Source organism: Microbacterium sp. PI-1, from assembly GCF_004337555.1.
GTDB lineage: Bacteria > Actinomycetota > Actinomycetes > Actinomycetales > Microbacteriaceae > Microbacterium > Microbacterium aurugineum.
The window spans coordinates 1-2,629 of sequence record NZ_SJYZ01000055.1 but is presented as its reverse complement, the minus strand read 5'-3'; the positions used below and the strand labels follow the sequence as shown (position 1 = coordinate 2,629).

Genomic DNA, 2,629 nt, shown 5'->3' with positions numbered 1-2,629 from the left:
GGCGGCGGGAAGCGCCGGCTCCTCGACGCAGGAGAATCGCGCGCGGTAGGCCGTGGGGGTGAGGCCGAGGACGCGGGCGAAGTTCTGCCGCAGCACCGCCGCCGACCCGAAACCGCATTCATCCGCGATGTGCTCGAGCGGAAGACCGGTGCGCTCCAGCATGCGCTGCGCGTGGATGATGCGCTGACGGGCGAGCCAGGCCGCGGGTGTCGCACCGTACTCGGCCTTGAACCGCCGGGCGAAGGTGCGCGGCGACATCAGCGCCCTGGCGGCGAGCTGCTCGACACCCAGATCGTCTCGCAGGTGTTCGACGGCCCAGTCCGCCACCGCGGCGAGCGAGTCGGTGGGGACCTGCGGGATCGGTCGGTCGATGAACTGCGCCTGTCCGCCGTCACGCTGCGGCGGAACGACCATGCGCCGTGCGATGCGGTTGGTGAGCTCGGCGCCGACCTCCTGACGGAGCAGGTGCAGGCAGGCATCGATCCCCGCTGCCGTGCCCGCGCTGGTGATGACCTTCCCGTCCTGCACGAACAGCACGTCGGGGTCGATGTCGATCTGCGGGTACATGTCCGCCATGGTGTGCGCGTACATCCAGTGCGTGGTGGCTCGACGACCGTCGAGCACCCCGGCCGCCGCGAGGATGAAGGATCCGCTGCAGACGCTCATCACCCAGGCGCCACGCGCGACGGCGTGCCTGGCGAGGTCGAGCAGCAGCGGATCGATGTCTCCCCAATGCTCCCGGGGAAGGGGGCAGAACACCACCAGATCCGCCTCGTAGGCGAACGTCAGATCGTGCTCGACGTTGACCGAGAAACCGATCTTCGACGCCACGACGCCCGCGCGGGGGGCGACGATGCGGAAGTCGAAGTTCGGCACACCGTCGTCAGCGCGATCGAGGCCGAACGCCTCGCACGCGACGCCGAACTCGAAAGGTGCGAACCCGTCCTGGATGACGCAGGCGACCGTCTTCATGTACACGCTCCCGAATGGCAGTTTTCATACGCTCAGAGTCTTCTCTGCCACTCGTGGCGGTTCAACGATGAACGTAGCGTTTCTGCCATGATACTCGTCATCGCACTTCTCGCCCTCGCCGCCTGGGCGACGATCGCCACGTTCGTCGAGCTCCGCCGCGACGGCTACCGTCGCGTGCCGACGGACTGGAGACGCCTCGCCGGCCGCGACCTCCACCAGGAAGCGGAGTCCGGACGCCTCTACCGGTGACCTCGGTGCAAGGCGAGGCGCGGTGCACATCCGGCACCCCACGGCTACGCTCGACCTCATGAGCGAGCCCGTGCAGCCTCCCATCCCGCCTTCCGGACACGACCTCCCGGCCGCTCCGGCGGCACCGCCGCCAGCCGCCACGCCTCTGTCCGCCGCACCTCAGTACCCCGCCACGGCGCAGGGGTACCCGAGCGCTCCTCCGTATCCGACAGCACCGCAGGCGGCCGCCCCGCCACAGGCGTATCCGACGGCGAACCCGGCTCCCCAGGCCTATCCGCTGGCCCCTTCCGGCGCACCGGCACCCGTCCGCGAGAGCAATCCGCTCGCTCGCGCGGCCTTCATCATCGCCGTGGCCACCTTCGCGATCAATCTGTTCGGATCCATCGTGCGGCCATTCGTCTACAGCGGTGGCGGCGTCGGCGGATACGAGTTCATGCTCGCGTTCGACAACGGGATCGGCATCCTGAGCTTCTTCGTCTATGTCGTGGCGCTGATCCTGGGTCTGATCGCGATGCGCCGCGCCGGGTCGAGACTGCTCACCGGCATGGCGATCGGCATCGCGGGAGTCGGCGCGATCGGGTTCGTCTTCACCAGCATCGCCATCACGCTGCTCCAGTTCATCTGAGAGCGGACGGCGTCTCCTCTGAGAGCGGACAGCATCGCCCCGTCACCCCGACACGTGCTCGGGATCGCGAGTTCTCAGGGCCTCGCGAGCACCCGCTCGTAGACGGCGATCATGGCGGCCGTGCGCGAGGACTGCCGGAACGCCTCGGCGACCTCGGGGACCGGAACGGGGGCGGTGCCGGCCGCGATGTCGGAGGCGGCCCGCCGCAGGGTCTCCGCGAGTGCGGTGACCCTCTGCACCTCGATGTCCCGGCTCGACGCCCCAGGGTCGGCATCCGGTACCGCCCAGAGGCCGCCGCCGAGTTCCGCGCCGATGTCGGGGTCGCAGATCACGGAGGGCGTGCCGAGCGTGGCCGCCTCGAAGGGGGTCATCCCCTGGGTCTCGAAGCCGATCGAGGTCTGCACGAGCGCGTCGGCGGCGGCGATCCGCTCCAGCGTCTGCGCGTAGGTCAGCCGTCCGGCGAATCGCACGCCGTCGACCCCGCGGACGACCTTCTCGGCGGCCGCACGCTGAGCGCCGCCGCCGATGATCTCCAGGTCCGCATCGACGCCCGAGGCGACGAAGGCCTCCAGGAACGGGAGCAGGCGCTTCTCCGGACTCATCCGTCCGAGCCACACGAATCGCGGCCGTCCCGGTTCCCGAGTCGCGGGACGCGCGGCGAGCGTCTGCGCGCGCAGGTCGTCGTCGATGCCGTTCCAGATCACGTCGACCTGCGGGAAGACGTCGTGCTGTTCCAGGCGCCGCGCGAAGTGGGTCGACGGCGCGGTCACGGCCGATGCCCCG

Annotated in this window: 4 protein-coding genes; 2 read left to right on the top strand and 2 right to left on the bottom strand. The window is 69.9% G+C overall.

From position 1 onward, the window contains the following. On the bottom strand, nucleotides 1-972 hold a 972-nt coding region (locus E0W80_RS19040), incomplete at its 3' end, for a helix-turn-helix domain-containing protein (protein WP_047523817.1). Between the two features lie 87 nt (nucleotides 973-1,059). Here E0W80_RS19040 and E0W80_RS19270 point away from each other — a divergent pair. Both E0W80_RS19270 and E0W80_RS19035 read left to right on the top strand, forming a co-directional pair. Further along, a complete protein-coding gene (locus tag E0W80_RS19270) occupies nucleotides 1,060-1,221 on the top strand; it encodes a hypothetical protein (protein ID WP_165875520.1) in 162 nt (53 codons plus the stop codon). 58 nt (nucleotides 1,222-1,279) lie between these two features. Then, on the top strand, nucleotides 1,280-1,846 hold the full coding sequence (locus E0W80_RS19035) for a hypothetical protein (protein WP_131494551.1): 567 nt from the start codon (nucleotides 1,280-1,282) through the stop codon (nucleotides 1,844-1,846). 74 nt (nucleotides 1,847-1,920) lie between these two features. On the opposite strand, the gene E0W80_RS19030 is transcribed toward E0W80_RS19035, so the two are convergent. Then, nucleotides 1,921-2,629, bottom strand: a 709-nt coding sequence (locus E0W80_RS19030) for a glycosyltransferase family 4 protein (RefSeq protein WP_131494550.1), incomplete at its 5' end; no start/stop codon positions are given.

Excerpts from the sequence above, each read along its gene's own strand:
- E0W80_RS19270 (WP_165875520.1), top strand. The coding sequence starts at position 1,060 with ATGATACTCGTCATCGCACTTCTCGCCCTCGCCGCCTGGGCGACGATC.
- E0W80_RS19035 (WP_131494551.1), top strand. The coding sequence starts at position 1,280 with ATGAGCGAGCCCGTGCAGCCTCCCATCCCGCCTTCCGGACACGACCTC.